A 2,986-nucleotide genomic window follows, 5' to 3' on the forward strand; every position below is an offset into this window, starting at 1 on the left:
GCGGGACTCCGTCTCGAGGGGGTCGGGGCAGGCGCTCAGTTCGGTGTGGGTGGAGAGGATGGCTGCGGCCAGTTCCGGGTCGTCTATCAGGGGCTCGCGGAAGTGGGGGAGGCCGCCGAGGGTGCCTTCGGTGAGGAGGGTGGTGTCGGCGTAGAGAGCGCGGTAGGCGTAGCCGTCGGTTGCGTTTCCCGGGCCGCCGGTGTGGACCTCGTCGGGGGCCAGGACGACGATCGAACCCGGGCCCGTGCGGATGTGGCCGCCTCGGTAGTCGATGACCTCGGAACCGCCTACGCAGACCCCGACCGTGAACTCGTCGTGGGCATGCGGCGAGTAGACGTGCTTGTCGAAGCGAGCGGTCAGGAGGTCGAGGGAGGGGCCGCAGCGGCCCAGCCTCGCCCTCGTCCACAGCGCCTGTTCCATGCGTCGCCCCCTTTCGCGTCGTGCCTAGGGTGCAACGCCGGGAGGGTCAGAGAAAGTCCGCTGTCTCCAAGTCGAAGGCGAACGGCTCGGGGAGGGTGAGGGGCTTGCCAAGGGGGCGGGTGCAGTGCTCGCGGTAGTCGTCGTTCTCGGGGTCGCTGAACAGCGTGGCGGAAGAGGCCTCGCGGTCGATGAGCAGGTAGAGCGGGATGGCGGCGCGGGCGTAGCAACGGCGCTTCGCCTCCCGGTCGGTCTGTGGCTTGGTGGAGGTCACCTCAAGCACCATGGCGACGCCCTCGCAGGGCATCCAGGAGTCGGCGCCGCGATAGAGCCGCAGCTCCGTGGGAGCGAAAGTGCCGTCCGGGATCACGTGGTCTTTCGGGCATCCGCCACCGCTCCGCAGCTTCAGTCCCTTGTTCCCCGAGAACTGCATGTCGGTCCTGGACCGCCTGATCACCTGGTTCACGATCAGCCCGATGTAATCCTCGTGGTCCCCGTCCGGCGGCGGCGTCACGACGATCTCCCCCTCGATCAGTTCGGCCCGGAAGCCCTCCGGGGTCTCGAGGGACAGGAAGATGTCCAGCAGGCCTTCGGCCGGCGTGGTGGGCTCATGCGCCACGGCAGTCACGTCACGCCCCTCCTTCGGTCGCTCGCCAGACTGGGACATCGGAAGATCACCTGTCCATGAGATCGGGACCCGTTCCCTCGATCGTGGCACACGATCACCGGTGCCGTCAGACGGCGAGGCCCTCCCTTGACCCTGCCGCGACGTCAACCTCTCTACTGGTGCCATGCGGATCGGAGAACTCGCCGCCACCGTCCGTGTCACCACGCGGGCCGTGCGGCACTCCCACCATCAGAGGCTGCTGTCGGAGCCCGGGCGGCTGACCAACGGCTATCGGGACTACACGCTTCGGGACGCCGTCGTGCTGGCGCGTATTCGGCGGCTGACCGAGCTGGGGCTCGGGTTGGCGGAAGTGCGGGACGTGCTCGCCGACGACGCCGGGAAGGACCTCGCCGAAGTGCTCGCCGAGCTGGACGAGGATCTGGCGCGGCAGGAGGCGGCGATCCGGGAGCGGAGGGTACGGCTTCGGGTGCTGCTGGAGGCCCAGGGCGGGCTGCCGGCCGAAGGACTCACCCTCGAACTCACCCAGCCCGTCCCCCACTTCACCTTTCTCGGCCGTCGACGGGACGTTCGTCTCGTCCGCTTCCACGCCGACGACGCCGAGGCCCTCGTACACCAGGTCACGCGGGCGCGAAACGTACCTTCGCCGTTGCCGGGTCGGCCTGGGTGAGGCGGACTCGGAGGGGTTCGCCGAGGGGAAGGTGATCGCCGTCGATGCGGCCTATGACTGCGGGGGACGTCAACTGCACCACTCCCACGGTCGGTTGACGTTCCTCGACCTCCACCACGCAGCCGTCGAACTCCTCCCCCACCCGGTCCTTCAGCAGCGCCGCCTCCACGATGTCCACGCACTCGCGCTCGACGGCGCCCGCGCGCCGGTTGCCGTCCGCCATCTCGTGCGGCAGCGCGTCAAGGGCCGTGAGGACCCAGTCCGGCGCGGGAGCGCCTGCCGCCGCGGCCAGGCAGATCTCCGACGCGTAGCGGTCGGCCAGGCGTCTGAGGGGGGCCGTGCAGTGGGCGTAGGGGGCGGCCACTGCGGCGTGGGTGGTGATGGCGGGGAGGTGGCCGTCGCGGAAGACGGTGTAGCCGGCGCCGCGGAGGAGCGTCGTGCACTCCTGGAGGAAGGCCGCGTGGTGGGAGTTGTGGGGGTCCAGGGAGCGGATCAGGTGGGCGTAGGAGACGTGGTGCGGCCAGTCGATGTGCAGGGCGCGTGCGGTACGGCGGAGGCGGCCGACGGCGCCGTCCGGGGCGGCCGGGAGGGTGCGCAGGATGCCGGTGCCGTGCGCCAGCATCAGGTCGGCGGCCGCCATTCCGGTCAGTAGGGAGATCTGCGCGTTCCAGCCGTCCGCCGGGAGCGGGGCGCGGTACGTCAGCTCGTACGCGCCGTTCCGCTCCACGATCTCCTGCTCGGGCACGTTCAGGGAGATGCCGCCTCGCTCCACCTCCAGGCGCTCCCGCAGCTCGCCGATCACTTTCAGGAGCGCCAGTGGCTCCTCGGCCGTCCCCTCGTCGATCTGCCGCTGCACGCCCTCGTAGTCGAGCTTGGCGCGGCTCCGGATCATCGCTCGGCGGACGTCGGCGGCTACGGTACGGCCCTCCGCGTCGAGGTCGATCGTCCAGAGGGCGGCAGGGCGGTCCTGGCCAGGGAGGAGGCTCGCGGCGCCCTCGCTGAGGACGGGCGGGTGCAGGGGAACCTTCTCGTCGGGGAAGTAGAGGGTCGTCACCCGTCGGTGGGTCTCCGCGTCCAGTGCTCCGCCGGGGATAGCGAAGGCGGCTACGTCTGCGATGGCGTACCGGACGCGGTAGCCGCCGGTGTTCCGGCGGGAGAGGTGCATGGCCTGGTCGAGGTCGGTGGAGGCGGGTGGGTCGATCGTGAAGAGGGGGATGGCGGTGGCGTCGTACGGCCGGAGGGGCGGGGCCTTCGCGGCCTGCTCGGCCTCGGCC

3 protein-coding genes and 1 pseudogene are annotated in these 2,986 nt (G+C 70.6%); 1 reads left to right on the forward strand and 3 read right to left on the reverse strand.

The features are described from left to right. Together GRC12_RS43265 and GRC12_RS43270 are read right to left on the reverse strand one after the other, a co-directional pair. The coding region (locus GRC12_RS43265) for an AraC family ligand binding domain-containing protein (RefSeq protein WP_208785921.1) at positions 1 to 420 on the reverse strand (420 nt) is incomplete at its 3' end. A 46-nt stretch (positions 421 to 466) separates the two neighbouring features. Continuing rightward, on the reverse strand, positions 467 to 1,036 hold the full coding sequence (locus tag GRC12_RS43270; RefSeq protein ID WP_308286761.1) for a Uma2 family endonuclease: 570 nt from the start codon (positions 1,034 to 1,036) through the stop codon (positions 467 to 469). Between the two features lie 172 nt (positions 1,037 to 1,208). Between GRC12_RS43270 and GRC12_RS43275 the strand changes: the two are divergent. Continuing rightward, positions 1,209 to 1,550, forward strand: a pseudogene (locus tag GRC12_RS43275) (MerR family transcriptional regulator); the annotation flags it as partial. 112 nt (positions 1,551 to 1,662) lie between these two features. Here the strand turns inward: GRC12_RS43275 and GRC12_RS43280 are convergent. Then, positions 1,663 to 2,986 (reverse strand): RNB domain-containing ribonuclease (locus tag GRC12_RS43280; protein ID WP_208785923.1); only part of this gene is annotated, 1,324 nt, incomplete at its 5' end.

Source organism: Streptomyces griseorubiginosus, assembly GCF_017614965.1.
In the GTDB taxonomy this organism is placed as follows: Bacteria; Actinomycetota; Actinomycetes; order Streptomycetales; family Streptomycetaceae; genus Streptomyces; species Streptomyces griseorubiginosus_B.